Origin of the sequence: Sorangium sp. So ce1504 (assembly GCF_051521635.1) — a bacterium.
Lineage (GTDB): Bacteria > Myxococcota_A > Polyangia > Polyangiales > Polyangiaceae > Sorangium > Sorangium cellulosum_B.
Genome location: NZ_CP150365.1, coordinates 11,091,085 through 11,114,493, shown reverse-complemented (window position 1 = coordinate 11,114,493; position 23,409 = coordinate 11,091,085). Strand labels below are relative to the sequence as shown.

Sequence of the window (23,409 nt, the reverse complement as noted above, 5' to 3'; positions counted from 1 at the left end):
CCCCCCCGGCCGACCGGCGCCAGCGCTTTGCGGCATGTCGTCCTCGTGAGTCTGCCCAAGGAGATGCGCGCTCCCTCCCCGTACACGATCACCGGGACCCTCCACGAGGGCGGAAGAACCCGCCTGCTTCGCGCGGTCCGGAGCGCCGATGGCCGCCCGGTGATCTTGAAGGTCATCGACCCGAGGAGCGGCTGCTCGCAGGACATCGAGCGCCTCCGGCGCGAGTACACGATGGGCAAGGGTCTCCGCCACGAGGCCTTCGTCGAACCGCTCGCCCTCGAGACGTTCGAGGGGCTGCCGGCGCTCGTCATGGAGGATTTCGGCGGCGAGTCGCTCGATCACCTCCTCCTCATCGACGCGCCCATGAGCGCCGGGCGGTTCCTCGATCTCGCGGTACGTCTCGTCACCTGCGTGGCGGAGCTCCACCAGCGGGACATCCTCCACAAGGATCTCAAGCCCCAGAACATCCTCGTCAACGCGACCACGGGCGAGGTGAAGCTCGCCGACTTCGGCCTTGCCTCCCGCCTCCCCCGCGAGCAGCCCCCGGTCGGGACTCCCCGGCTCATCGAAGGCTCCTTGCCGTACCTGTCTCCGGAGCAGACGGGGCGAATGAATCGGGCGATCGACAGCCGCGCAGATCTCTATGCGATCGGCGTCACCTTCTACCAGATGCTCACGGGGCGCCTGCCCTTCGTGGCGCGGGATCCGCTCGAGTGGGTGCACTGCCACGTCGCCCTCGCCCCGCCGCCGCCCTCCGCGATCGTCCCCGGGATGCCCGAGGTCCTCTCGGCGATCGTCCTGAAGCTCCTCGCCAAGATGGCGGAGGATCGCTACCAGACCGCCCGCGGCCTCAGGCACGACCTCGAGCGGTGCCTCTCGCAGCACCGGGCGTGCGGCAGGATCGAGCCGTTCTCCCTGGGCGAGCGCGACATCTCCGGCCGCGTCCAGCTCCCGCAGAAGCTCTATGGCCGCGAGCGCGAGGTGAGCGCCTTCCGGCGCACGTTCGAGCGCGTCGTGGACACGGGGGTCCCCGAGCTCGTCCTGGTCTCTGGCTATTCCGGCAGCGGAAAGTCGGCCCTCGTTCACGAGCTCTACAAACCGATCGTCCGGGAACGAGCCCTGTTTCTTTCGGGGAAGTTCGAACGATCCAACCGCGGCATCCCTCACTTCACGCTCGTCCAGGCCTTCCGGGATGTCGTGTGCGAGATCCTCGCCGAGCCCGAGGACCGGATCGCGGCCCTCCGGCAGCGGCTGCTCGACGCGCTCGGGCCCAACGGACAGCTCATCGTGGACGTCATCCCGCAGGTCGAGCTCGTCATCGGCCGGCAACCGCAGGCCCCTGAGCTCCCGCTGGCCGAGGCGCAGCACCGGTTCCGCGTCGTGTTCCGGAGGTTCATCGGGGCGTTTGCCCGGAAGGAGCACCCGCTCGTGCTCTTCCTCGACGATCTCCAGTGGACCAACCCCGCGAGCCTCGGGCTCCTTCATGATCTGATGACCCACCCGGAGACGCGCCACCTCCTCGTCGTCGGCGCGTACCGCGACAACGAGGTGACGCCCTCGCACCCGCTCATGGCGGCGCTCGACAAGGTGCGAAAGGACGGCGCGCGCGTCTCGGACATCGTGCTCGGCCCGCTCTCCCGGGAGCACCTCGGCGCGCTCGTCGGCGACGCGCTCCGCTGCCGCAGCGAGGACGCCGCGCAGCTCTCGGCCCTCGTCCACGAGAAGACGGCCGGCAACCCCTTCTTCGCGATCCAGTTCCTCACCGCGCTGCACGAGGAGCGGCTCATCGAGCTCGACGAGCGCGCCGAGAGCTTCCGGTGGGACGTCGCGAAGATCCGCGAAAAGGGCTTCACGGACAACGTGATCGACCTGATGGTCGGCAAGCTCGTGCGGCTCCCTCCGGGCACCCAGGAGGCGCTGAAGCACCTCGCCTGTCTCGGGAGCACCGCCGGCGTCGACCGCCTCGCGATGGTCCGCGGCAGCTCGGTGGAGGAGACGCACGCGGACCTCTGGGATGCCGTCCGCGTGGGGCTGGTCCTGCGCAGGGACGCCTCGTACAGGTTCGTCCATGACCGGGTCCAGGAGGCCGCCTATTCGCTCATCCCCGAAGGCGAGCGGCCGGCGATGCACCTCGGGATCGGCCGGCTGCTCGCGTCGCGCGCGGCGCCGGAGGCGCTCGAGGAGAAGATCTTCGAGATCGTCAATCAGCTCGACCGAGGCGCTCCGCTGATCACATCACGGGCGGAGCGCGAGCGGGTGGCTGAGCTCAACCTCATCGCGGGCAAGCGCGCCAGGGGGTCGAACGCCTGCGTCCTGGCGCTGAGGTATCTGGCCGCCGGCAGGGCGCTGCTCCCGGAGGATCGCTGGGAGCGACGGTACGAGCTCACCTTCGAGCTCGAGCTCCATCGGGCCGAGTGCGAGTACCTCACCGGCGATCTCTCGGCGGCCGAGGAGCGGCTCTCGGCGCTCTCGCGCCGCGCCGCGAGCCTCGTCGATCTGGCCGCCGTCACGTGCGTGCGCCTCGGCCTCTACACGACCATGGACCGCAGCGATCGCGGCGTCGACGTCGGCCTCGACTACCTCCGCCGCGTCGGCGTCACGTGGTCGCCGCACCCCACGGACGAGGAGGTACGGAAGGAATACGAGCGCGTCTGGGAGCTGCTCGGGAGCCGTTCGGTCGAGGACCTCATCGACTCACCCCGGATGACGGACCCGGAGTGCCGCGCGACCCTCGAGGTCCTGACCCACGCGCAGTCGCCGGCGCTGTTCACCGACGCGAACCTGAATTGCCTCGTCGTGACGCGCATGACGACCCTCAGCCTCGAGCGCGGCAACTGCGATGCATCGTGCCTCGCCTACACCTGGTTCGGCATGCTCCTCGGGCCGCGCTTCGGCGATTACCGCATGGCCTACCGGTTCGCCAGGCTCGGCCTCGAGCTCCTGGAGCGCCGCGGGGCCCTGCGCCTCAAATCCCGCGTCTACTTGGGCTTCGGGCACCGGGTCAACCCGTGGGTGAGGCACATGCGCGCCGGCGTCGAGCTCCTGCGACGGGGCTTCGAGGCGGGGCAGGAGACCGGGGACATCACGTATGCTTCGTACAACAAGAACTGCCTGATCACGATCCTCCTCGCCGCGGGAGAGCCCCTCGGCGAGGTGCAGCGCGAGGCCGAGCGCGCGCTCGACTTCGTGCGGCGGGCGCGGTTCGGCCTCGAGGTCGACATCGTCACCGCGCAGCTCAGGCTCATCCGGGCCCTCCGGGGCCTCTTGCCCGCTCTCTCCTCCTTCAGCGACTCCGACTTCGACGAGCGCCGGTTCGAGCAGCGCCTGGAGGGTGACCCGCGCCTCGCGATCGCGACCTGCTGGTACTGGATACGCAAGCTGCAAGCGCGCTTCCTCGCGGGCGATCTCGACGGCTCGCTCGAGGCCGCGGAGAAGGCGCGGCCGCTCCTCTGGACGTCGGGCTCGTTCTTCGAGGTGGCCGAGTACCATTTCTATGGAGCGCTCGTGCGGGCGGCGCGCTGCCTCGCGGCGGACGCCGCCGAGCGGCGCCGGCACCTCGAGGCGCTCGCCGCCCACCAGCGGCAGATCGACACCTGGGCGGAGAGCTGCCCCGAGAACTTCGGCGACCGGGCGGCGCTGATCGGCGCCGAGATCGCGCGGCTCCGCGGCGCATGGGACGACGCTGCCCAGCTCTACGAGCAGGCGATTCGCTCGGCGCGCGCGAGCGGCTTCGTGCACAACGAGGCGCTGGCCTACGAGATCGCGTCGGGGTTCTACCGGGAGCGAGGGTTCGAGTTGATCGCCGACACCTACCTCCGCGAGGCCCGCGCCTGCTATGTCCGCTGGGGGGCGGACGGCAAGGTCCGGCACATCGATCAGCGGAATCCGCGTTTCTGGGACGCGAGGCCGCTCGCCCCGACCGCCTCCTTCGCGGCGCGGTTCGAGCAGCTCGACCAGCTCTCGGTGGTCAAGGCGTCGCAGACCATCTCGAGCGAGATCGTCCTCGACAAGCTCCTGCGGACGCTGCTCACGGTCGTCCTCGAGCAGGGCGGCGCGCAGCGAGCTTGTCTCGTCCTGCACCAGGACGAGCGCCTCTCCATCGGAGCCGAGGCCATCCTGGAGGAGAGCGGGGAGGTGAGGACCGTCCTCCCGCGCTCCGGGGAGGGCGCTTCACAGCGCGTCCCCATGACGCTCGTCCGCTACGTGCAACGGACGAAGGAGCGCGTCATCCTGAGCCCTACCGAGGCTCTCGCCGGCAAGTTCTCCGGCGACGCGTACTTCGCGGGGCGCAAGCCCAGGTCGGTCCTCTGCATGCCCATCCTGAGGCAGGCGGAGGTGGCGGGCCTGCTCTATCTGGAGAACGACCTCCTCGCCGGCGCGTTCCCGCCGGAGCGGCTCACCGCCCTGTCGCTGCTCGCCGCGCAGGCCGCGATCTCCCTGGAGAACGCGCGGCTCCTCTCCAAGGAGCATGCCGCGAGGACCGGGGCCGAGGCGGCGGAGCGGCGCGCCGCCTTCCTGGCCGAGGCCGGGGAGATCCTCTCCGGGTCGCTCGATTACGAGGAGACGCTGGCGCGCGTCGCGCGGCTCGCGGTGCAATCGCTCTGCGACTGGTGCATCACCGATGTCGCCGAAGGCGAGCAGATCCGGCGAAGCATCTGGGCGCACAGGGATTCCGCCAAGGAGTCGCTGCTCGAGCAGCTGCGGCGTCGGTATTCTCCTGCCCTGGATTCGCCCCATCCGGCGGCCAGGGCGCTGCGGTGTGGTGAGCCGTTGCTGGTCTCCGGGTGCTCCGAGGAAGAGCTCCGGCACTACTGCGAGGACGACGAGCATGCGAGGCTCATCCGCGAGCTCGGCGTGCAGAGCCTCATCGCGGTGCCGCTCATGGCGCGGGGGCGGCCGATCGGGGCGCTGAGCGTCGTCTCGTCCGCGCCGGGGCGCTGCTACGGGGAGGCCGACCTGGAGATCGTCCAGCACGTGGCGCACAGGGCCGCGCTCGCGATCGACAATGCGCGGCTGTACCGCGCTACCCAGGAGGCCATCCGCATGCGGGACGAGTTCCTCACCGTGGCGACGCACGAGCTCAATACGCCGATGACGTCGCTCACGCTCTCGCTCGAGGCCATGGATAGGAGCCTTCGCTCGGGTCGGCCCTGCGATCCGCCGGCGATGGGCAGGCAGGTCGAGCGCGCGCTGCGGCAGGCGATGCGCCTCGCCCGCCTGAACCGCGAGCTCGTCGAGGTCTCGAGGATCGACACGGATCGGGCCTCGCTCGACCTCGCGGAGGTCGACCTCGGCGGCGTCGTGCGCGACGTGATCGCGCGGTTCGAGCTGGATCTGGCGCGCGCCGGCTGCTCGGTATCGCTGAGGATCAGCGGCCGGAACGTGGGCTCCTGGGATCGCTCCCGCGTCGACCAGATCGTCACGAACCTCGTCGCCAACGCGATCAAGTTCGGCGCGGGCAAGCCCATCGAGATCGTCCTCGGCGAGGAGGCCGGGACGACGCGGCTCTCGGTGAAGGATCACGGGATCGGCGTCGACCCGGCGCGCCAGGAGCGGATCTTCGATCGCTTCGAGCGCGCCGTGTCCGACCGGCACTACGGCGGGCTGGGGCTCGGCCTGTACATCAGCCGCCAGATCGCGCAGGCGCACGGCGGCTCGATCCGTGTCGAGAGCGCGCCCGGGGCCGGCGCCACGTTCACCGTCGAGCTCCCCGGCGCCGGACCGCCGGTGTCGCCGCGCGCGCCGGTCTTCTCGAACGATTCGATAGGATCGATTCGATAGGAGGGCGCTCCTTCACATCATGATCGCGAGCGACCATGGCGCCCTGTACGCGCGCGTCTGCGCTCCCTGAGGTTCCCTGCCCATCACGGGGTTACGGTGTGTGTGGCGATCGATGACGATTTTACACAATTAGTTTCCCATGTCCGTAAGTGTTTGTTGTTCGGTGAGGCGTTACGTTTGTCGCGCGCTGTTCGCGGTCATTTCTGGATCGTTGAATTCGTCCCCCCGCGTCGATTCCTGGTGGTTCATGCTGTCTGCATGGATTAGAGTCGCGCTCCGATGCATAATCGCTCCGACCAGTTCTCCAAGAACTTGCTGCGAGACGGGCTGAGCCTCGTCTCGGCGGCGGAGACTGAGGTCGAGGTCCTGGCAGCGACACAGAAAATCGATGTCTACAGCGTGCCTGATCCAGCGCGGCACGCCGAGCGCGCCGGCATGGGCCTGCTCGGCGAGCTCTCGGCGGAGCCGAGCCTGTTCGAGCCGTTTCACCGCACGCCGAGCCTTCGTCTGATCCGCCAGTGCTTGCGCAAGCAGCTCACGTGGCACCACGAGCTCGAGCGCCGCGCCCGCTCGGCGGCCGGTTCCGTCGCGCCGGACGAGGACGTCGACGCGTCGCCGCAGCCGGGGGTGGACTTCCCTGCGCTGGTCGTCATCGGCCCGGGGCGCCCTGAGACGGTGCTCGACGCCTACCGCTGCGAGCCGGTGCAGCCAGGCGTCTACCACGCCGTGCCGGGCCTGGCGATGCGTGTCGTGGTGCTCGCCGAGCTGCCCCGGACGCGTGCGACGCTGCTCCTGCGGCTGCTCGGTTCGGGCCGCCTCCTGCGCGAGGCGCTGGCGGATCTGGCGGCGCTTCCGGACGATGCGTGGGAGAAGAGCATCGCCAAGCCGTTGCTGGTACACTTCCGGCTCGGAAGACAGGAGCCGGCGATCGGCGAGGAGGACGATGTGAGCGCAGAGATCCGGGCGTGGTTCGAGGATTACGAGAGGAATCTCCGGGCCGAGGAGCGAAAGGAAGGCCGTGCCGAGGAGGCGGCGCGTGCTGTGCTGATCGCGCTCCGGGCTCGAGGCATCGCCGTTCCGGACGTGGCGCGGGAGCGCATCCTGGCCGAGAAGAACCCGGAAACTCTGGAACGATGGCTTGAGCGGGCCGTCATCGCCGCGTCGCTCGCCGAGGTGCTCGACGACCCCAGCTGAGCGGTGCCGGTCAAGCAAGGGTCTCTCCGGAGACGCTGCCCGCTGCGGTGTACCGGTGGTGCGAGTAGCGGCACATCTTCAGGCATAGCGCACATCTACTTCGCGCGACCGACTCGCCAGAGGTGGCGAGAAAACAACCTTCGCCCTTCGCGTGGACTTCCCCTTCGTTCCACGGGCAGCGGGCATGATCAGGTGCCGAGGCGCCGAAGGACGCCATGAGGCGGAGTTCTCTCGGTTTCTCTCGCGTCTGATGGTTCAATCTTCTTCGCCATGGGCCGTGATGGTTCAGGCAGGTTGCACCGGATAGGCAGAGAGACTGCCGAGCGGAAAGCGGTGCTGTGTTCTCTGGGCCTCCCTCGCCGAGCCCTGGATCTCGACTCGGTGCGACGCGCTCGACGTGACGGCATCCGGCGATGTTTCCCGGGTTGACGCTACACGCCGTTCGCCCGATAGCTTTCGCATGCGTTCGGGGAACATCCAGGCCCTGCTCGGAGTCGGGCCGCGGTGGTGAGCTATCCCCCCCTGGGCGCGCGCGTGCTCGTGTTGGCGGCGCTCGCCGCCTGCCGTGACGGCTCGGGTACGCCGGGCGCCGGGCCGGCGCCCGACGCGGGTGCTGCAACGCCGGCGCCCTCCGTTGCGCCCACCGCGAGCGCGGCCAGCGCCCTGAGTGCGCCGTCGCTGGACGCGGGGGTGGCGGACGCAGCGGCACCGGACGCAGCAGCGCCAGACGCGGCAGCTCCGGACTCCGCCGCGCCGGGCGCAGGCTGCACGCTGCGCCGAGGGCCGCTCTCGCTCTCGCTCCGGGGGCCGGCGCTGCTCTGGTCTCCCGACGAGGCGGAGCGCGCCGACTTCCGGGTGATATTCAACCGCGACGGCGTGGCGCAGCACGTCGCGCCGTCGTTCGGTGGGCTCACCGCGCCAGGCTCTCCGCCCGCGGAGGCCGCGCCCGACGCCGGGGATGGCAGCGGTGATCCAGCGCGCGCCTCGTGGCCGGCGTGCGCGGTGGCCTCCCGGTTCGTGTACTGCATGGATCACGGCGGCACGATCCGGAGGACCCCGCTCGGCGGCGGCGAGGGGCCGCCCATCGGCGCCGGGCGCCGAGGCACGGGGATCTCCGCCGTCGCGCTGCCCGGAGGGCACACGCTGCTCGCCTTTCTCTCGGATCGGAAGACGAGCGAGGGCGCCGTGACGCAGGCCTTCGCGGTGCTCGACGACGGGGCCGCCGTGCCGCTCTCCGAGGAGGGCAGCGGCGCCACCTTCGTCGCGCTGTCGCCCTGGAAGGGAGGCGCGCTGGCGATGTACATCGACGCGCGGTCGGCGCTGACGCCGGTGCACGCCCGCACGCTGGGGCTCACGGCGGAAGGCAAGCTCGAGCTCGGCCCTGACGCTGTCGTCTTCGTCGGCGACGCGGGGGAATCGCGGATGGGCGGCGCGCTCGCCATCGGCGCCGCAGGGCCTGCGTACGTGCTCCTGCCGGCGGCGAAGGACATCTCGGCGTTCGGCATGGCGGCGATCCGCGTCGACGAGGCGCCGCGCGACGACATGCCCGCGGTCTGGTCGCTCTACCCGAACGGGCTCAGCCCCGCGCCGATCGCGGCCACGCAGGGCGTCTCGCCGATCCACGTGGCCCGGGTCCGGCCGGTCTCGCGCGAGCCCGGGGCGCGCCACGCGCTCGAGCTCGGGCAGCTCGACGGCGAAGGGCGGTTTCACGCGCGCTGCGTCGCCGTGGAGGGCAAGTCGTTCAAGCACGTGGCGATCGAGGCGGATCGCGGCGGCACGCTGTGGATCGCGTACACGACGGCGGCCGGCACCTTCATCGAGCAGCGCGCCGCGGGGCCGTGATAAGCCAATCGAGTGGATTTGCGAATCCATTCCTATCGTAAATCTTAAGGAGTCGAGATGAAGCTAGGTTATCTGCCCAGGGGCATTTCATGGCCGCTCGCGTCGCTGATCGCGCTCGGCGTCGCTGGCTGCAGCGACGGCGGCGGCGGTGACGCCGGCAGCGCGGAGAGCGCCTCGTCCGCCGCCGGCGGGCCGGGGGGCGCGGGCGCGGTCGGCGCCAGCACCGGTACAGGCGCAGGGGGCGGGGACGGCGTCACGACGGGCGCGGGCGCTGGTCCGGGCAGCTCCACGACGGCCGGCTCCACCTCCTCGACGAGCGGCGGCGGCGATCCCAGCGCCACGAGCACCGGCGCGACCACCTCGACGGGAACGGGCAGCGAGCCGGTGAGCTGCGACTATCCCGCGGAGTACGCGAACGGATCCATCACCTTCTACACGCTCGACATGGGCTCGACCGAGGTGAACTGCAGCTACCCGATCGTCGGGCGCAACCCGGACGTCGTCGGGCACGTCCCGTTCGGCGGAGGCCAGTACTTCGCCGCCATGAACACCACCGACTACGACGCGGCGGCGATGTGCGGCGCGTGCGTCGAGGTCTCCCGGGACGACGGGCGCAAGGTGCAGGCCATGGTCGTGGACCAGTGCCCGATCGCCACGAACCCGAAGTGCACCGCGGGCCACATCGATCTCAGCAAGAGCGCTTTTCTCAAGATCGGCGAAGAGCGCGAGGGGTATCTGGGGACCACCCACGGCGGCGCGGCGGGGAAGATCTCCTGGCAGTACATCCCCTGTCCGACGACGAGCGCCGTCTCCTTCCGCCTCAAGGACGCGAGCAACAAGTACTGGAACGAGATCCTCGTCGAGGGGCATGCGCACCCGATCGAGAAGCTGGAGGTGGAGATCAACGGCACGTGGCAGACGGCCACGCGGCAGTCGTACAACTATTTCGTCGTCGGCGACGGGAACATGGGGAATGCGCCCTATCACGTCCGCGCCACCGACATCAACGGTTCCACCGTGGAAGCGATGCTGGACCTCAAGGCCGGAAACCAGCCCGCGAGCGGGCAGTTCGCCGCCTGCAACTGAGACCGAGGCCTGCGCCCCCTGCTCGAGGGCGGCCGCCCGGAGGCCCGGTGGTGGACGCGCCCCTCGCCCGGCGCGGCCGAGGTCCCACGGGCGCCGCGGCCGCGCCGGGCTGCGGGGAAGCGCGCTCGCCAGCCGGCTGGTCCCGGGGCCAGCTGGTAGGATGGGCGCCCCCTGCGGTCGGGACGCGCCGCCGGGATCTCCAGGAGAACACCGTGCAAGACCCTCGCCCCGCTCCGTCGCTGCTCACCGTCGACGACTTCGAGCGCGCAGCGCGCGCCCGGCTGTCGAAGATGGCCTATGACTACTACCGATCAGGCGCCGACGAGGGCCGCACGCTCCGCGAGAACCGGCGCGCATTCCGCCGCCTCGAGATCCATTACCGCGTCCTCGTCGACGTGGCCGAGCGGGACATGAGCACGACGGTGCTCGGCACGAGGGTGCCGTTCCCCATCCTCGTGGCGCCGACGGCGTATCAGCGCCTCGCGCACCCCGACGGTGAGATCGCCTCCTCGCGGGCGGCCTCCGAGCTCGGCACCATCTTCACGCTCTCCACCCTCTCGACGACGAGCCTCGAGGCGGTGGCGGGCTCGTCTCCAGGGCCGAAGTGGTTCCAGCTCTACGTCCACAAGGATCGCGGCCTCACGCGCGCCCTCGTCGAGCGGGCCGAGTCCTCCGGCTACCGGGCGCTGATGCTGACCGTCGACACACCGGTCCTCGGCCGCCGGATAGCGGACGTGCGCAACGGCTTCGCGCTGCCCGAGGGGCTCGTGATGGCGAACCTCGTCGACGCCACGGCGGCCGCGCCGGCCGAGGAGCGGGGCTCTCTGCTCGCGTCCTACGTCGCCTCCCGACATGACGCCTCGCTGACGTGGCGCGACGTCGGGTGGCTCGCCTCGCTCACGAGGCTCCCTATTCTGCTCAAGGGCATCGTCAGGCCGGACGACGCGGTCCGCGCGCTCGAGGCGGGCGCCGCCGGCGTCGTCGTCTCCAACCACGGCGCGCGGCAGCTCGACGGCGCCCCCGCGACGATCGAGGCCCTCCCGGCGATCGCCGACGCGGTCGCCGGGAGGTGCCCGGTGCTGATGGACGGCGGTATCCGGTGGGGTACCGACGTGCTGAAGGCGATCGCGCTCGGCGCCCGCGCGGTGCTGGTCGGACGCCCGGTCCTGTGGGGGCTCGCCGCGCTCGGCGGCGAGGGCGTCGCGCGTGTGCTCGCGGGGTTGCGCGATGAGCTCTCGATCGCCATGGCGCTCGCCGGCTGTCCTACCCTGGCATCCATCGATCGCGACCTGATCCGACGAGCTCAGGCGCGATGATGGATGCCTGAGTCGCACGAGCGCGGAGTTTTCCAAGATCGGCGCTGTCCCGCGTGCGGCCAGGCGGCGGACGGCGACGATCGCGACGCGCACGTGCGCACGTCGACGCATTGCTGCGCTCCGCTGAATCGAGGTGTCAAGGCGTCTTCGACGAAAGAAAAGGTGGCGGCCATTCAGCCTCACCCGTACACTCGGCCATCGTGAGCAGCGCAGTACCTGCGAGGGAGCGGTGGCGGAGGCTCTTTGCGCGAGGCGCTGGCGCCTCCGGGGGGGAGCCCGCGCCTGAGGGAGCGGACCCGGCCATGGGGATTCGGCTCCGGCGTTTTGCGGGGCCGGCGGCCTACCTCGATCAGATGTCGTCGCTCCGGATTGCCCACCTGACCGATCAGCATGTCGGTCGCGTGACGTCGGTGCGGGTGCAGCGCGCGGCCGTCGCGCTGACGAACCTGCAGCGGCCCGACCTCGTCGTGCTCACGGGCGATTTCGTGTGTCACAGCCAGCTCTACCTCGATCAGCTGGAAGAGGTGGTGCGCGGCTTCGAGGCGCCGGTGATCGCCGTGCTCGGGAATCACGATCACTGGTCGGGCGCCGACGCGGTGAAGCGCGCGCTCGAGCGGGGCGGCGCCGCGGTGCTCTGCAACGCGAGCACGGTGATCACGCTGGGCCATGAGCGGCTCCAGGTGGTGGGGCTCGACGACGCGTATACGGGCCACGCGTCGCTCGAGAAGGCGGTGAAGGGGATGCGGCGCGACCTGCCGACGCTGGGCCTCTCGCACATCGCCGAGGAGGCGGACGGGCTCTGGCGCCATGGCATCCCGCTTGTGCTGTCGGGCCACACGCACGCGGGCCAGGTGACGGTCGCGCGCCTGAACGAGCTCTCGATCGGCAAGATCGCGGGGCACCGGTACATTCACGGGCTCTACGGCACGCGCAAGCGGGGGGAGCCTGGCCAGGGAGCGGTCTACGTCGGGGCGGGGATCGGCGCGGCGGTGATGCCGTTGCGCCTCGGCGAGCGGGGCCAGCGGGAGGTGGCGATCTTCGAGCTCGGCAGCGAGCCGGGGTCGTTCGACGAGCACCACGCGGAGCAGGAGCCGCACCTGGGGCGCAAGCCGTCTCCGGAGCTCATGGCGAGCCGCGCGGCGAAGGTGGCGAGGAACCGGGAGCGGCGGGCGCGGGGGCACCGGCACGGCGAGGGGAGCGTCGGCGGCGGAGAGCCGTAGCGCTGCAGCGCCCAAGGCCGTCTCTGCTTGCGCAGGTCAGAGATCCGTCTTCGCGCCTTTGCGTCTTTGCGTTGAAATCTCTCCCTGGATCCCTGGCCGGACTCCTGGTGAGTAGAATTAGTAGCGAAAGCCCAGGGCTCCCGAGGGCCCCCAGAGGATCGCCGAGGCGAGATCGACGTTCATCCGAGCCTCGAGGTAGATCGCGTGCTGATCGAGGGTGACGAGGTCGTAGCTCAGGTGCCCGCTGAACCCGAACGCCGTGGAGGTCATGGACGACGTTGACGTCGCGCGGGTCACCGCGAGCAGGAGCAGGCCCGCGCCTCCGCCGAGCCGGAAATCGCCGAGGTGGGTCTCCACCGCGAAGCTCGGGCGGAACATGCGCGCGGGGAGGCCGAACTCGGTGACGCCGACGAAGCCCTCGAACCCTCCCCAGAGCGCGACGTGCTCGAGCGTGCCCCCGGCGGCGGCGCCGAAGCTCGCTCCATAGATGGCGAGGGAATAGAAGCTTTGCCACGAGCCCCCGGCGTGGAGCTTGACGCCGAAGCCGCGCTTCCACCCCTCCGGGCCCTCGGGTGCGGGCGCACCAGGCGGCGCGGTCGACGGCGCCTCTGCGGTCGTGGGCGTCGCGGGCGTCGCGGGCGGCGGCGAGGGGAGGGGCGCCAGAGCGGGCGGCCCCGGAGGAGGCTGCGGCTCCTGCGCGCTGGCGAGGGCGGGGGCGAGGAGCCCGGAGAGCACGGCCGCGCCGCCCCATCGCCGCCTCGACGAGCGGATACGCCGCTTCATCGACACACCACCGGGCGCGCGACGCCTGCGCTCCCCCCCTCGGCGAGCTTCATGCGCGCGGCCGCCTGCTCGCAGACGTTGCTCGCGACGAGGTCGCCGCACTCCCTGTCCTGGATGCACCGGCTCTCGTCGGCCGTGAGCCACAGCTCCTCGTTCCCGTTACAGCCGACGTTCTGCTGGCAGAGCCCGGGAGTCGCGGCGAACGACGGACAGCACTCCTCGAGATGCGCAGCCGCGTTTTCGCACAGGAACTCCTGCTCGCTGATGCCCATCCCGAGGGCGAGCGGCGCGAGCAGGAGGACGCACAGGATTCGACGGGCAGAGATCCAGGATCTCACGTTCAACCTCGCTGCAAAGCGTGAATGCGGCGCGACGGAGCCCGGCGCCCCGGGCGCCATGGCATCCTACCGCGAGCGCAGGCCCATGTCCTCGGCCCCGCCCCCCCGCACGCTCGAGGAACCCCGCGGGTCGGTCGATTCGCATTGACGCCCGTCATGTGAACGTTCACATTGTCGGCCGCACGTCCTCCTTTGGCTTCGTCCGGTAGTGCACCGGGCCGCTCACGAACCTGACATGGTCACGCGAACGAGCCGTGATATCAAGGCAACGACGTTTCGCGTCCCCAGCCTCTACTGCCGGCGCCCTCGCCGGACTGGTGTAAAATGAGAATCTCTTTGATCGTGGTCCCTGCGATGATGGTCCTTCTCGCCTGCGGCTCCGATTCCGACCCGCCTGCGGACGATCAGGCCAGCTCCAGCACGACGAGCGCTGCGGGTTCGGGCGGGGGAGCCTCGACGGCCGCCAGCACGAGCGCCTCCAGCAGCGTGAGCTCCAGCAGCAGCAGCGGCGGGGCCGGCGGCAGCGGCGGGGCCGGCGGCAGCGGCGGGGCCGGCGGCAGCGGCGGCGAAGAAGAAAACCTGCTCGCCGCGGCCGACAGCATCGACGGCTTCCGCTGGGAGATGCCGTGCGACCGGGACCCGGGCAACAGCGACGAGTGTGCGTGTTCGGCGCTGGTCGACGAGAAGAAGACGTTCGGCGGCTCGCCCGACACGGTCTATCTGGTGACCGTCCGGCTCCGCGGCGTCGTCGAGCCGGAGACCTACAAGGGCGGCACGCCCGACGGCATGCACTTCCGCGTGGGCGGTACACCCGACAACGCGACGTACAACCGCTACAGCATCTCTGTCTCCGACCCGGCCGAGGTCTACTGGCTCAACGATAGCCCGACCGTCGGGCACGACACGTTCATCATCGACCACACGAAGACCATTCCGATCCGGGGCGGATCCACGGTGTCCTTCAAGGGCGAGGATCCGAATCACACCAGCATCGCCAACTTCAAGCATCTGGTCGTGGAAGGCGTCCCCCCGGCGCCCGAGCCGTACGTCGGTCAATTCATCCAGCTCGACGTGCAATCCGTCGAGAAGCAGCCGTGAACGCGCGCCGCGCCGCCCGCGCTCTTCGCGCTCGATCAGCCGCGGAGCGGGGCGGCGATCTCGCTCACTCGATCGGCGCGTCCGCGCACGCGCCCCGCGCGTCGACGGAGGTGCCGCTCGCTGCCGCCGTGCAAGCGTTGGCGTACGTCTGGCCGTCACAGCCGCACACGGGAGCGAGCTCCTTCGTGCAAACATCGGGCTTCTCCGCGCAGGTGCCGGACGCGTCCGCGCGCCCGCAGATCGCGGACGGCGCGTACTTGCAGTAGAGCCCCTCGCCGCACACGCGCGGCCCGCCGAGGGTGAAGCCGCCACAGCTCTCGCCGATCCCCACGATCGTGGGGCCGCACTCCCCCGCGCTCCTCACCGAGACGCCGGCCGTGGCCGCGACGCAGCCGTTGCTGTAGGTGCGGCCATCGCAGCCGCACACCGGATCGTAGTCCTGCGGGCACGCGTCGGGCATGAGCTCGCACGTGCCGCTCCGGTCGTACGCGCCGCAGTTCGCCTCGGGGGCGAAGTCGCAATATAGGCCCGCCGCGCAGCGTATGCCGGCGATGCCCCCGCACATGCCGCCGGGCCGCGCGAGGGTGAAGCGGCTCTCGTGCTCGAAATACGCCGGTGCTGCCGCCACGTCGCTCACCGCGAGCGCGCCCTCGGCGGCCCCGGTCTCCTCCGCATCCGCGACCTCGGCATCATCGGATGTCGCCGTGCAGGCGGCGAGCGTCACAGCGAACACTGCACCCAGAACATGTGTCATCTTCATGATCGTGAAAACTCCTCGTGAGGAAGCGCCCCGGCGCTCCGGGCGTCTCCTCGGCCATGCGCATCGCGCGCGAGCTGGGCAAAGCGTCGCTGTGCGATGTCGCCGTGTCCTCCAACCCGTCGAGCCCTGGCTCGACCTGGGGTGACAGTGCGTCGGCATGTCAGGACTCCAGCGCCTTGACGATCGCTCCCCTTCACGCCCCGCGGCGTCTGCGCTCATCGATCCGGTGTTTGCTCGCTTCCCGCGTTTGCCGTTTGTCGTTCATTGAGCGTCGATTGCCGATGAGCGCCTGCCGTCTGTCATCCACCGCTTCTCGTTCGTTGCCGTCTGCAATCGGTGTTCCCTTGGAGAAGAGATGAGCCCGCCCGCCGGGGAGCTTCGCGGCGTCGCGGGAACGGGGAGCGGGGCGATCGCCAGGTCCGGGCGGGTCGGACGCCGAGAGGGCCGCGCGCTCCCTGTTTCCACCTCACATGCGGCGATGCGGCGTTCCGCCACACGGGGGTGCGGGCTGTAGGAGCCCATCCCCCGAAGCGGGGCAGTTTGCTACGTGGAGGGCGGCAGGGGCGCTGCGCCGGTGGCCGTCCGGGCAGCGACGATTGTGATGCTGACATAAACAGCTGACGCGCCGCGGGGTGGGGGGCGTCGAGGCAGCGACGCGCGGGAGAGCGCGGGAGAGCGCGGGAGAGCGCGGGAGAGCGCGGGAGAGCGCGGGGGACCACGCTCGCCGCGCGCGCTTTCGTGACAGCTCGGCTGCGACGCCCCTTGCTTTTGCTGCACGAGGACGGCTAAGTCTGGTTTTGCTCGAATGGTCCGTGCCAACGACAAGACGGCGAACAACCGTACCCCTCGGGAGCTGAACCGCTCCCTCGTCCTCGACCTCGTGCAAGAGCACGGTCCGATCTCCCGCACGAACCTCGCGCGGTTGAGCGGGCTGACCAAGCCGACGGTCTCGGCCATCATCGAGGAGCTCCTCGACAGCGGCAGCGTCCGCGATGTCGGGACCGAATCGCGCGGCGGGCGCCCGGCGCGGCTCCTCGAGTTCAACGACGACAGCGCGGCCTTCCTCGGCATCGAGATCGGTGTCGAGAAGACGGCCGTGGCCGTGGCCGACGCCCGCGGGCGGCTGCGGGCGCGGCTGGAGCAGCCCACCGTCCTGCGCGATCCGCACCGGACGGTCCGCGATATCGTCGAGCTCTTGCCGAAGGTGCTGCAGCTGAGTGGGGTGCCGCGGAAGCGGCTGCGCGGCGCCTGCGCGGTCTTGCCTGGGCTCATCGAGCGGCCGAGCGGCGTCTGCGTGCTTGCGCCCAACCTGGGCTGGGAGCGGTTCCCTGTGCGCGCGGAGCTCAGCCGCGCGCTTCGCATGCAGGTGCCTGTGTATAACCTGCCTCAGGCAGCGGCGGTGGCGGAAGGGGAGCTCGGCGCGGCGCGGGGGCAGGCGTCGTATGTGTGGATCTACGTCGGGCTCGGCGTCGGCGCGGGCCTCGTCGCCGATGGACGCCTGTTCTTCGGGATGCAGGGGTACAGCGGGGAGATCGGCCACTGCCGCGTTGCGGACGACGGCCCTCCTTGCGGCTGCGGGCGCCGCGGATGTCTGGAGACGTTCGCCTCGGTCATGGCGCTCCGGCGCGCCGCCGAGGCGGCGTCGGCGCGCTCACCCCAGCTCGCCGCGCTCGCTCGCCCGCACGCCGTCAGCGCCGTCGCGAGCGCGGCGCTCGCCGGCGACGAGAGCGCCCGCGCGATCTTCCACGAGGCGGGCACGCAGCTCGCGCGCGGCATCGCGGTCCTGCTGAACCTGCTCAACCCCCAGCTCATCGTGCTGGGCGGCGAGCTGCTGGCGGCGCCCGACATCCTCCTTGCCGGCGTGCGCGAGGAGCTGCCGCGCCACGCCGTCCGCGGCGCGGACGTGCCGGTCGTCGCCTCTCCGCTGGGCGACGAGGCCGGCGTGCTCGGCGCCCTCCTGCTCGCGCGCGAGGGCGCGGTTCGCTCGCTCCGCCTCGTGCCCGACGGCGTGCTCCAGGACAGCGCGCCGTAGGTGATCGGGTTCTAGGCGAGCGAGGCGCGCTCTCCGCGCGCCGGGTCGCCCTTCGGGTCGGGCGACCCGGACCGCCCCTCGGCGAGGAGCGGCGCGAACGCGTGGCGATCATGCCAGGTGAGGGCGCCGAGCAGGCCGAGGAGGACGACGGCGTTGATGCCGGCGCGGGGGTCCAGCAGAAGGTGGAACAGGGCGATGTTCACCACGACCGGCCATAACAGCGCGAGCGCGAGGGGGCGGCGGCGGTCGAGGAGGAGCAGGACCGCGGCGGCGATCTCGACGACCTTGACGGCGTGGATGTAGCCGCTGTCGACAAGCAGCTGGATGAACGGGTGGAGCGGCTCGGGGACCGGCACGATGCGCACGAATCCGTTGATGCCGCCGAGCAGGACGATGAGGCCGAGGGCGACGCGGGCTGCGCCGACAGCGCGGGGGGGCATGGATCCTCCTTGGGTTCAGGGGATCACCATGGCCCCGGCCGTGGCCTCGGCTTGTACGAAGCGGCTGCGAGCGACCGAGCCCGGCGTGCGGCCCAGCGTGGCGACGATCGCGCGGGCCAGGTGGGCCTGGTCGTGGAAGCCGCCGGCGAGCGCCGCCTGCGCCAGCGGGGCGCCGTCCATGAGCGCCCGGATGGCCGTCCGCACGCGCAGGAACGTCACGTAATCGCGCAGCGGGTGGCCGAAGGCGCCGTGAAACAGGTGGGAGAGCCGCGAGCGAGAGAGGCCCTCCGCGGCGGCGAGCGGGCCCAGCGCGGGGCGGCCCGGCGCCTGCTCCGCCAGGCGGCGCATGGCGCGGAGCACGCGGCGATCGACCGGCGGGCCGCCCGGCGCGAACGCACCGGCGCACGCCCTCATGAGCTCGTGCGTCGCCGCGTGATCGAGCCGGCCTCGGAGCGCGTCGCGCGCCGCCGAGCGCGCCCGCTCGGCCTGCGCGCCTTCGAGGACGAGCACCCGCCCGCGGGCGGCCGCCTGCGCGCCGGCGCCGAGCCCCTCGGGCGCAAGAAAGGTCGTCACCGTCGCGCCGGGAGAGCCGATGGAATGGGCGACCCCGGCGCCGGTGAGCACGGGCGCGCGCACCTCGAACGGCCGCCCGACCTCGGCCTCGATCTCGAGAGGACCCTCGACCGGCACCACCAGCTTGACCAGGTGGAGCGCATGACGGCGCGTCCCCCCGGCGCCCTCGATGATGTGCACGCCGCCGTGGCCGACAAGCGCCGTGTGCTCGAGAGCCGTCACGCTCGAGAGCAGATCACGCGGACGCGGGCGCCGCAACCGGCGTGCCCTCGTTGACGCTGCTGCCTCGAGCGGGCATAGGGGGGAGATGCGCAGAATCGCTATCGAAGGGATGACCTGCGGCCACTGCGTCCAGGCGGTCTCGAAGGCGCTCGCGAAGGTCCCTGGCGTGACGCGGGTGAGCGAGGTGAGCCTCGAGCGCGGAGAGGCGGTCGTCGAGGGGAGCGCGGCGGCGGAGGCCCTCCTCGCGGCCGTGCGCGAGGCCGGCTACGAGGCGCGCGACGCTGGCTGACGCCGCGGTGCCGGAGCTCGGCCGCCTTTGGTATGGTGGCGGCCACCATGACGCGACAGCAGAGCGAAGAGCGCTTTCCGGAAGGGTTCCTGTGGGGCGCCGCCGCGGCGTCGTACCAGATCGAGGGCGCCGCGCACGAGGACGGCAAGGGGCCGTCCGTGTGGGACATGTTCTGCAAGAAGCCGGACGCTGTGTGGAACGGCCAGACGGGCGACGTCGCGTGCGACCACTACCACCGGTACCAGGAGGACGTCGCCCTCATGCGCGACATCGGCCTCCGCGCCTATCGACTCAGCACCTCGTGGCCGCGTGTCCTCCCGGAGGGCACGGGCGCCGTCAACGAGCGCGGGCTCGCGTTCTACGATCGCCTCGTGGACGCGCTGCTCGAGGCGGGCGTCGAGCCCCACATCACGCTGTTCCACTGGGACTTTCCTCTCGCGCTCTACCACAAGGGCGGGTGGCTGAACCGCGACAGCGCCGACTGGTTCGCCGAGTACACGAGCGTCGTGGTCAGGAAGCTCGGCGATCGGGTGAAGGACTGGATGACGCTCAACGAGCCTCAGGTGTTCGCCGGCGCTGGCCACTACGAGGGGCGCCACGCCCCCGGCGACCGGCTGCGCTTCGCCGAGGTGCTCCGGGTCTGCCACCACGTCTTGCTCGCGCACGGCAAGTCGGTGCAGGCCATCCGCGCGGCGAGCCCCGGGAGGTGCAACGTCTATTATGCGCCCGTCGCGCAGGTGAAATACCCCGCGACCTCGTCGCCGGAGGATCTGGAGGCGGCGCGCGCGGCCACGTGGTCGGTGAACGCGCGGACCACGTGGACCAACACGTGGTGGATGGATCCCGTGTTCTTCGGCAGGTACCCCGAGGACGGGCTCCGCCTGTTCGCGAACGAGCTGCCCGAGGTCCGGAGCGGCGACATGGAGATCATCGCGCAGCCGGTCGATTTCTGCGGCGTGAACGTCTACTGGGGAGTCCCGGTGCGCGCCGGGGCGAACGGCGCAGCCGAGGTGGTGCCCCACCCGGTGGGACACCCGATCACCGCGTTCGAGTGGTCGGTCACCCCCGAGTGCCTCTACTGGGGGCCCAGGTTCTTCTACGAGCGGTACAAGCGGCCCATCGTGATCACCGAGAACGGGCTGTCGACCCGGGACTGGATCTCGCTCGACGGGAAGGTGCACGACCCCCAGCGCATCGATTTCATGGCGCGCCACCTGATCGAGCTCCGCCGGGCGATCGCCGATGGCGCGGCCGTGAACGGTTACTTCCACTGGTCGATCATGGACAACTTCGAGTGGGCCCACGGCTACAAACACCGCTTCGGCCTCGTCTTCGTCGACTACCCGACGGGCAGGCGCGTCCTCAAGGACTCGGCGCACTGGTATCGTGAGGTCATCGCCTCGAACGGCGCGACCCTCGGGGGGTGAGCGGCGCCGCGTCACGCGCAGCGACTCGATAATCTGCGGCGTTAACCAGGCTCGTTCGGTCACGCTCAGGGCATGAGGCCCGCCCCCACCACCGATCACCAACGTGAACGTGAACGTAAACGTTCGTATGTAGGAGAACGCGGCGCGAAGCGTTGGTTAACGCCGAGGGGATGGGCGTGATCGCTGCCGACTGCAGAGCGAAGGCGGTGTGAGGAACGGCCATTCGCCCGTGATCGCCGGGCGAATGGCCGTGTCGCCGGCGCGCGCTGCGCGGCCCGCTCCTCGATAAAGCGCCTCGGGCGGCTCAGGAGGCGATCGGCTCGTCGCCGTCTTCGTCCTCGTCGTCTTCTTCGTCGTCTTCGAGCGACTCGTCGCCTCCGCCCGCCAGGTCGTACCCGTGCGGATCGAACTCATCGAACATCGCCTGCAGGCGCTCGCTCAGGGAATCCCACGTGTCCGGCGGCTCGCTCGCGTGGCGGTCGCGCTCGGCGAGGGCGAGCGCGGCGGCGACCACCGCCGTCAGCGGGCGCGCGTCCTGGAGCACCGCGACCTTCGAGGCGTCGCCGCTGCACGCGTAAGCCAGCAGATACGCCCTGTAGATCTCCTCATTCGTCTTGTCGCTCATTCCTGATCCTTCGTCCTTGTCGTCCGCGCGCCGCCCGTCGCCCCGTCGCCGTGCTCTGGCCTCCTGGGCGCCGTGGAACCCGGGGGCGCGAGCCTAGCCCATCTCGGCGGCCCTCGGGGCCGCGTCGCGCCGGGAGCCCGCGCCACGCGGGCGCGGTCGGCTCAGTAGCGCAGCCGGTCCCGCAGGGCGCGCACCGCGCGCTCGAGCCCCTCGTGGTGGTGGAAGCAGCACTGCCCGATGCGCGGCTGGCACTGCGACGAGCGGAGCATCTCCAGGAACACGAGCGCGCGCGCGTCCCCCTCGAGCGCCGCGCGCTCGAAGAGCGCCTCCTTGCGCCGGCAGGGGGCCTCGCGCAGCGCCACGGCGATGCGCAGCGGGACGCTCGCGCGCTTCAGCACCTCGGGGCGGCGGAGCAGCGCCGCCGCGCGCTTTCCGCCCTGCGTGCCCCCGTAGCCGCTCCAGATCTCGTAGGCGATGTCGAGGCCCTCCGGGCCCAGGCGGCTCTCCAGCGCGTCGAAGATCGCGTCCGCGCGGCCGTCGGTCCGGTACGAGCTCTTCACGGCGACGGCGGCCGCGGCCGTCATCACGTCGCGTTGCTCGAAGGCGGCGCGATCCTTCTCGAGCAGCGTGAGCAGCGCGCTCTCCGCGTCGCCCCACCGCTTCGCCCGGACCGCCGCCACGAGGCGCTCGCGCTCGGCCGGGAGGCCCGCGCCCTCGAGCGGCTCCGGGCCGGCGAGCGCCGCGCCCGCGTCCGGCGCGTCCGCGTCCGGCGCCGCCGCACCCGCGTCCAGCGCCGCCGCGACGTCGGCCGACCCGGGGGCCGAGGCGCTCGCGACGGGCGCCGCGGAGGGGGCTTGTAGAGGGGGGCCGAGGGCATCCTGCGCCTGGGCGGCCGGCGCCCCGGCGGGGGCCGTCTGCGCCGCTGCGGGCGCCGCCTGGAGCTCCGGGCCGGCGGCCGCCGGGGCGCCCGCGCGCAGCCAGCCTGCGCCCGCGGGCAGCCGGCCGAGGAGCAGCGCTCCCGCCGCTCCCATCACGGCCACGGCGGCCACCCCGAGCATCCAGCCCCACGCGCGCCCTCGCGCTCGCGGCCGGCCCCCTGCCGCTCCGCGCGCTGCCTTCCCGCGCGCCTCGCCGTCAGCCCCGGCGGCCCCGAGCTGCAGGCCGAGCGCGTCGGCCTCGGCGCTGCCGGTCGCCGCTCCGCCAGCCGCGCCGCCCCTGGCCGCAGCGCCGCCGGCCGCGCCCGCGCGGTCTTGCCCTGCCGGCAGCTCGGGCGGCATGGCGTGCGGGATCGCGCGCAGCGGGTCGCTGAGCCGCCACGTCCCGCTCGAGAGCGGCTCCTTCCAGGGGAGGAGGCCGAGCGCCTCGGACCTCGGCACGGCCGCGTCGAGCGCCGCGAGCAGCGCGCGGGCGTTCGCGGGGCGCTCCGCCGGGTCCTTGCGCAGGATGCGCATCACGAGCGCCTCGAGCTCGCGCGGCGCCGCCGTGCCCGGGGCGCGCAGCCGGAGCGGCGGCGGCGCCGTGTGGAGCTGCTCGCGGAAGATCTCGACGGGCAGGATCGCGTCGAACGGGTGCTTCCCGGCGAGCATCTCGTAGAGGATGAGCCCGAGCGCGTAGAGATCGGAGCGCTCGTCGACGTGATCCATGCCCTGCGCCGCCTCGGGCGCCATGTACGCGAGCGTGCCGAAGACCATGCCGCTCAGCGTGATCCGGCCGGCGTCGGGCCGCGCCTCGCTGCTGTGCGCGTCCGTCGTGGAGAGGCGCTCGATCGGCACCTTCGCCAGGCCGAAATCGATGAGCTTCACGGCGTCGGTGCCGTCCTCGACCATGACGTTGCGCGGCTTCAGATCGCGGTGGATGACGCCGCGCTCGTGGGCCGCGGCGAGCGCCGCCGCGATCTGCCGCGCGATCTCCGCGGCGCGCGGGGCGGGCAAGGGGCCCCTCTTGATGATGCGATCGAGCGTCGTGCCGCGGACGTGCTCCAGCACGAGGAACCGGGAGCCGTCGGGGAGGGTGCCGAAGTCGGTCGCCGAGGCGATGTTCGGGTGCTGGATGTGCGCGCCCGCGATCGCCTCGCGCTCGAAGCGCGCCGTGAGCTCCGGGGAGCCCTTCGCCGCGGGCAGGAGGAGCTTCACGGCCAGCCACTTGCGCAGGAGCAGGTGCTCGGCCTTGTACACCGCGCCCATCCCGCCCGTAGCGACGAGCTCCACGATCCGGTACCGGTCCGAGAGGACCGTCCCGACCAGCTGGGCCGCCGCGCTCTCCGCGAGCGCGTTGCTCGCGACGGGCGGCGGATCGCCGGGGGCAGGGGGCGGGGAAGCGCTCACGTGAGGCGTGAACTGTCCGGCCTACCCCGATTTTTGTCAAAGGTGCGCTGATGTGGCGG

17 protein-coding genes are annotated in these 23,409 nt (G+C 71.5%); 10 read left to right on the top strand and 7 right to left on the bottom strand.

Annotated features, from left to right (window positions below; translation table 11 throughout):
* Nucleotides 1-45: 45 nt before the first annotated feature.
* The 6 genes from WMF39_RS41870 to WMF39_RS41845 all read left to right on the top strand — a co-directional run bounded on the left by WMF39_RS41870 (nucleotide 46) and on the right by WMF39_RS41845 (nucleotide 12,439).
* A complete protein-coding gene (locus tag WMF39_RS41870) occupies nucleotides 46-5,781 on the top strand; it encodes an AAA family ATPase (RefSeq protein WP_437742033.1) in 5,736 nt (1,911 codons plus the stop codon).
* 279 nt (nucleotides 5,782-6,060) lie between these two features.
* Complete coding sequence (locus WMF39_RS41865; RefSeq protein ID WP_437742032.1) at nucleotides 6,061-6,975, top strand: hypothetical protein; 915 nt, start codon at nucleotides 6,061-6,063, stop codon at nucleotides 6,973-6,975.
* Between the two features lie 507 nt (nucleotides 6,976-7,482).
* Nucleotides 7,483-8,817 carry a hypothetical protein gene (locus WMF39_RS41860; RefSeq protein ID WP_437742031.1) on the top strand — a complete coding sequence of 445 codons (1,335 nt, stop codon included), beginning with the start codon at nucleotides 7,483-7,485 and terminating at the stop codon, nucleotides 8,815-8,817.
* 57 nt (nucleotides 8,818-8,874) lie between these two features.
* Complete coding sequence (locus WMF39_RS41855; RefSeq protein ID WP_437742030.1) at nucleotides 8,875-9,903, top strand: expansin EXLX1 family cellulose-binding protein; 1,029 nt, start codon at nucleotides 8,875-8,877, stop codon at nucleotides 9,901-9,903.
* A 212-nt stretch (nucleotides 9,904-10,115) separates the two neighbouring features.
* Nucleotides 10,116-11,219 (top strand): alpha-hydroxy acid oxidase, encoded by a 1,104-nt coding sequence (locus WMF39_RS41850; protein WP_437742029.1) that lies wholly within the window; start codon nucleotides 10,116-10,118, stop codon nucleotides 11,217-11,219.
* 302 nt (nucleotides 11,220-11,521) lie between these two features.
* Nucleotides 11,522-12,439, top strand: coding sequence for a metallophosphoesterase (locus WMF39_RS41845; protein ID WP_437742028.1), 918 nt, complete (start codon nucleotides 11,522-11,524; stop codon nucleotides 12,437-12,439).
* 117 nt (nucleotides 12,440-12,556) lie between these two features.
* Here WMF39_RS41845 and WMF39_RS41840 read toward each other — a convergent pair whose 3' ends face one another.
* Both WMF39_RS41840 and WMF39_RS41835 read right to left on the bottom strand, forming a co-directional pair.
* Nucleotides 12,557-13,222: a hypothetical protein gene (locus WMF39_RS41840; protein WP_437742027.1), complete on the bottom strand. Its 666-nt coding sequence runs from the start codon at nucleotides 13,220-13,222 to the stop codon at nucleotides 12,557-12,559.
* Nucleotides 13,219-13,560 carry a hypothetical protein gene (locus tag WMF39_RS41835; protein ID WP_437742026.1) on the bottom strand — a complete coding sequence of 114 codons (342 nt, stop codon included), beginning with the start codon at nucleotides 13,558-13,560 and terminating at the stop codon, nucleotides 13,219-13,221. The genes WMF39_RS41840 and WMF39_RS41835 overlap by 4 nt, the downstream gene beginning before the upstream one ends.
* 324 nt (nucleotides 13,561-13,884) lie before the next feature.
* On the opposite strand from WMF39_RS41835, the gene WMF39_RS41830 reads away from it, so the two are divergent.
* Nucleotides 13,885-14,658: a hypothetical protein gene (locus tag WMF39_RS41830; RefSeq protein ID WP_437742025.1), complete on the top strand. Its 774-nt coding sequence runs from the start codon at nucleotides 13,885-13,887 to the stop codon at nucleotides 14,656-14,658.
* Nucleotides 14,659-14,722: 64 nt separating this feature from the next.
* Here WMF39_RS41830 and WMF39_RS41825 read toward each other — a convergent pair whose 3' ends face one another.
* Nucleotides 14,723-15,418, bottom strand: coding sequence for a Kazal-type serine protease inhibitor domain-containing protein (locus WMF39_RS41825; RefSeq protein WP_437742024.1), 696 nt, complete (start codon nucleotides 15,416-15,418; stop codon nucleotides 14,723-14,725).
* 805 nt (nucleotides 15,419-16,223) lie between these two features.
* Here WMF39_RS41825 and WMF39_RS41820 point away from each other — a divergent pair.
* Entirely contained in the window at nucleotides 16,224-17,450 is a 1,227-nt protein-coding gene (locus WMF39_RS41820) for an ROK family protein (protein ID WP_437742023.1), read from the top strand.
* Nucleotides 17,451-17,461: 11 nt separating this feature from the next.
* Here WMF39_RS41820 and WMF39_RS41815 read toward each other — a convergent pair whose 3' ends face one another.
* Together WMF39_RS41815 and WMF39_RS41810 are read right to left on the bottom strand one after the other, a co-directional pair.
* On the bottom strand, nucleotides 17,462-17,890 hold the full coding sequence (locus WMF39_RS41815; protein ID WP_437742022.1) for a membrane spanning transport protein: 429 nt from the start codon (nucleotides 17,888-17,890) through the stop codon (nucleotides 17,462-17,464).
* 15 nt (nucleotides 17,891-17,905) lie between these two features.
* Nucleotides 17,906-18,685, bottom strand: a complete 780-nt coding sequence (locus tag WMF39_RS41810) for a helix-turn-helix domain-containing protein (protein ID WP_437742021.1) — start codon at nucleotides 18,683-18,685, stop codon at nucleotides 17,906-17,908.
* A gap of 85 nt (nucleotides 18,686-18,770) precedes the next feature.
* Here WMF39_RS41810 and WMF39_RS41805 point away from each other — a divergent pair, with 85 nt between their 5' ends.
* Together WMF39_RS41805 and WMF39_RS41800 are read left to right on the top strand one after the other, a co-directional pair.
* The gene (locus WMF39_RS41805) at nucleotides 18,771-18,974 is read left to right on the top strand and encodes a CopZ family metallochaperone (protein WP_437742020.1); all 204 of its coding nucleotides are present in this window, start codon (nucleotides 18,771-18,773) and stop codon (nucleotides 18,972-18,974) included.
* A 47-nt stretch (nucleotides 18,975-19,021) separates the two neighbouring features.
* Nucleotides 19,022-20,401 carry a GH1 family beta-glucosidase gene (locus WMF39_RS41800; protein ID WP_437742019.1) on the top strand — a complete coding sequence of 460 codons (1,380 nt, stop codon included), beginning with the start codon at nucleotides 19,022-19,024 and terminating at the stop codon, nucleotides 20,399-20,401.
* Between the two features lie 304 nt (nucleotides 20,402-20,705).
* Here WMF39_RS41800 and WMF39_RS41795 read toward each other — a convergent pair whose 3' ends face one another.
* Nucleotides 20,706-21,026, bottom strand: coding sequence for a hypothetical protein (locus WMF39_RS41795; protein WP_437712070.1), 321 nt, complete (start codon nucleotides 21,024-21,026; stop codon nucleotides 20,706-20,708).
* Nucleotides 21,027-21,187: 161 nt separating this feature from the next.
* Nucleotides 21,188-23,350, bottom strand: coding sequence for a protein kinase domain-containing protein (locus WMF39_RS41790; RefSeq protein ID WP_437742018.1), 2,163 nt, complete (start codon nucleotides 23,348-23,350; stop codon nucleotides 21,188-21,190).
* Between the last annotated feature and the right edge of the window lie 59 nt (nucleotides 23,351-23,409).

What these genes read in the sequence shown, in the direction of transcription:
- WMF39_RS41815 (WP_437742022.1), bottom strand. Translation starts at nt 17,890, where the DNA reads ATGCCCCCCCGCGCTGTCGGCGCAGCCCGCGTCGCCCTCGGCCTCATC.
- WMF39_RS41820 (WP_437742023.1), top strand. Translation starts at nt 16,224, where the DNA reads ATGGTCCGTGCCAACGACAAGACGGCGAACAACCGTACCCCTCGGGAG.
- WMF39_RS41845 (WP_437742028.1), top strand. Translation starts at nt 11,522, where the DNA reads ATGGGGATTCGGCTCCGGCGTTTTGCGGGGCCGGCGGCCTACCTCGAT.
- WMF39_RS41855 (WP_437742030.1), top strand. Translation starts at nt 8,875, where the DNA reads ATGAAGCTAGGTTATCTGCCCAGGGGCATTTCATGGCCGCTCGCGTCG.
- WMF39_RS41830 (WP_437742025.1), top strand. Translation starts at nt 13,885, where the DNA reads ATGAGAATCTCTTTGATCGTGGTCCCTGCGATGATGGTCCTTCTCGCC.
- WMF39_RS41825 (WP_437742024.1), bottom strand. Translation starts at nt 15,418, where the DNA reads ATGAAGATGACACATGTTCTGGGTGCAGTGTTCGCTGTGACGCTCGCC.
- WMF39_RS41865 (WP_437742032.1), top strand. Translation starts at nt 6,061, where the DNA reads ATGCATAATCGCTCCGACCAGTTCTCCAAGAACTTGCTGCGAGACGGG.
- WMF39_RS41805 (WP_437742020.1), top strand. Translation starts at nt 18,771, where the DNA reads ATGCGCAGAATCGCTATCGAAGGGATGACCTGCGGCCACTGCGTCCAG.
- WMF39_RS41840 (WP_437742027.1), bottom strand. Translation starts at nt 13,222, where the DNA reads ATGAAGCGGCGTATCCGCTCGTCGAGGCGGCGATGGGGCGGCGCGGCC.
- WMF39_RS41800 (WP_437742019.1), top strand. Translation starts at nt 19,022, where the DNA reads ATGACGCGACAGCAGAGCGAAGAGCGCTTTCCGGAAGGGTTCCTGTGG.
- WMF39_RS41795 (WP_437712070.1), bottom strand. Translation starts at nt 21,026, where the DNA reads ATGAGCGACAAGACGAATGAGGAGATCTACAGGGCGTATCTGCTGGCT.